The 2725-nt window shown below is 36.7% G+C and carries 3 protein-coding genes; all 3 read right to left on the reverse strand.

Going from position 1 to position 2725, the window contains the following annotated elements; translation table 11 throughout:
- Window positions 1-209 precede the first annotated feature (209 nt).
- Window positions 210-326, reverse strand: a complete 117-nt coding sequence (locus KKC91_05090; GenBank protein MBU0477922.1) for a zinc-ribbon domain-containing protein — start codon at window positions 324-326, stop codon at window positions 210-212.
- Between the two features lie 246 nt (window positions 327-572).
- Window positions 573-1430, reverse strand: a complete 858-nt coding sequence (locus KKC91_05095) for a hypothetical protein (GenBank protein MBU0477923.1) — start codon at window positions 1428-1430, stop codon at window positions 573-575.
- A gap of 440 nt (window positions 1431-1870) precedes the next feature.
- The coding region (locus tag KKC91_05100; GenBank protein ID MBU0477924.1) for an elongation factor EF-2 at window positions 1871-2725 on the reverse strand (855 nt) is incomplete at its 5' end.

The following is a 2725-nucleotide window of genomic DNA, read 5'->3' on the forward strand; positions in this document are numbered from 1 at the left end:
GCCAAAACTTTTGTGCAACTTCTTCGGCTCCTTACATGCACTAGAAAAGAATATGGTTAAGAGAAACATCTCTCTTAACCGCTATGCATCACTAACACTACTTTCCCTTAGATTTGCCTTTCTTTTCCATTAGTAACACCTCCTTATTTAACATCAATAGTCATCATCAGAATTCCCTTCACTGTCATCATCATCCACTGTATATGTATTCATGTTTGGTTCACCTCCAAATTATCTTCTAATATTGGCTCTCCACAGTAATCACAATAATCACTATTAGCATCCAATTTATATCCGCATAACTTACATTGAATTTTATTTTGCATAACAGGTCACCCCAAAAAAATAACATTACCTCAAATAATTTTTTTGTATTACTCTTATTGGACTTTTTTCCTCCTCAGCTTACTATACTTTAAACCCCCCCTACATTGATGCTTTGGGTTATTTTTATTGTTGGTTTGGTTAATTATTTTACAGCAAATAACTTGATTCTTTGCTGTTTTGGTCTGCGCATAATACTACTCCCAATATATATATTTTTCTATTTTGCGGCTCGATTGCAAGTTCCATTAATCACACCTCAATAACATGTTATGTGTAAAGCATTTCATGTAAAAATGTCTGGCTTGTTGCCAGACGGTTTTACCCCTTAAGGTTTCACCCATTCCCCTTTTTAACATGCTATTAGTAGTTTCTGTTAATGCTCTTCTATGATAACTCCTGCCAGGCCATTTCCGTCTTAATTCCTTGCGTCGCGACCCTTTTGTCCTATGGACTGGAATGTTATCATGCCTTAAAGGAGCAACACCTTTCCCACCTAATTCAAGTACCTTCTGATGGAATCTTTCCTCTGCATCAAACTCAGTGTCTGCTACTATAGTCTTTCCTTTAACCCACAATCCTAGTATTTTATCTAAGTCATCTAATCCATTTCGTTTGGGATATGCATAGATTACAGCGTCTATAATCCTTAAGCTCCTTGTGCCAGTAGCTATAGTTACTTTCCTGTTTGGTTCCCTTTCCAACTTTCTCTTTGTACGTTTGCAATAAGAGACACTAGGCCTACTAATCTGGAAATGTGTTGGGTCTAAAGCAACACATTTGTCCCTTCCGCCTTTGCCAGATAGTTGTACGAGCATCCGATAATAGTGTGGTGGAATGCGTCGCCATGCACGCCATAGCGTCGAAGCAACAGGTACAGATTTTAATGTCAAAGTTGTTGGAGGGCACGACTCTACAAGCCTCTTAAAGCGCTTATAGCTCCTATCAGCCATGCAAAAGAGCACATATAAAACAATCATTAGATGGACATTGTAGTGCTCATTTTTCGTTTTACTCCAATGCTTTGGTACGTCGTGGTTCCGTAAAAATTTAAGAGTCTTATCAACAACTTTATTAAGTTCTACATCATAGGTTCTTTTATGCATTATGGTGGCTCCACCACCCCAATCTTAGAAATTTGATTGGGACTGGAGCCCCTTATATTTTTCTAAAAAGAATTAACTTGCAATCGAGCCTATTTTGCAGTATTGTTCATAAATCCCCACTTAGGACAAGTTTTATAGAGTTCTATAAAAGAATATGGGCAAGAAAAGATTTAAATACATAAAAATTGTCTTTATTAAATAATGCACAAAAAAGGCTATACTAAACCAACAACTGAAGGCTCTTGTCCTTACTGCCATAAACATGTTAAATCGTTAGAAGATCATATTCACGACGAACACAGGATAGATAAAATACTGAAGAAAAAATAAATATTCCTTACCCAAACATTAATTGTCTATAAACTAGTTTAACCAAAGGTTTTTATATAATTTTAAAATCTCAAAGATTTAACGATTTCGTTATTATCTCAGTAAAGGCGTTATACTCCAACCTGGGCATCAGTTAAACCTTTTCTTTCTCTTATTTGCTTTATTATTCTTTCCTGATGTTCTTCTGGCAGTTTCTCATACATCTGGTCTATTAATGAAGAACTTCCACGACCGCCAGTTGCAGACCTTAAGTCAGAAGACCAGCCAAACATCTCTCCTACAGGCAATTTAGCTTTTATTATGGATAAGTTTCCTTCCTGCTGCGCGTCAAGCAGCTGACCTCGTTTATTAGAAATCAACTTAGAAATCTCTCCTAAATAATCTGATGGAGCTTCAATTCTGTGAATTTGGTATGGTTCAAACATTAAAGGCCTAGCAGTCATCATAGCACCCCTAATACCTTCTCTTACAGCAGGATAAACCTGAGCTGGACCACGATGAATAGCATCTTCGTGCAGTTTCATATCTGTTACCATGACTTTAACTTTTAAGCATGGTTCTCTAGCCAAAGGGCCAGAAGACATAACATCCTCAAACGTATCAAGAAGCATTTCCATAACTTCTCCAATATGTACTTGGCCTCGGGTCATATCCAGAAATACATTGCCATGGTAAACATCCTTTACTTTCAAAGCAGTCTTGCTGTCCATTCCGCACTCTACAAGCTTATCTCTTAATTCTAAATCTTTTTTCTTTATTCTTCCTTCCTGAATCTCTCCTTTTTTAATTAAATTTGAAATTGAATCTTCTAATGGCTCAGCCTTAAAAAAGAATAAATTGTGCTTGTTAGGGGTTTTTCCAATACCTTCTTGGCTAGGCTTTGTAATTGTCTCTCGATAAACCACTATTGGAGGACTTGTCTGGACTTCCACGCCTTTTTCTGTCTTAATTCTGTTTTCTATAAC

Source organism: bacterium, from assembly GCA_018812485.1.
Taxonomy (GTDB): Bacteria; JAHJDO01; JAHJDO01; order JAHJDO01; family JAHJDO01; genus JAHJDO01.

Bases quoted from the DNA above. Each gene is read 5' to 3' on its own strand.
- KKC91_05090 (MBU0477922.1), bottom strand. From the start codon at position 326: ATGCAAAATAAAATTCAATGTAAGTTATGCGGATATAAATTGGATGCT.
- KKC91_05095 (MBU0477923.1), bottom strand. From the start codon at position 1,430: ATGCATAAAAGAACCTATGATGTAGAACTTAATAAAGTTGTTGATAAG.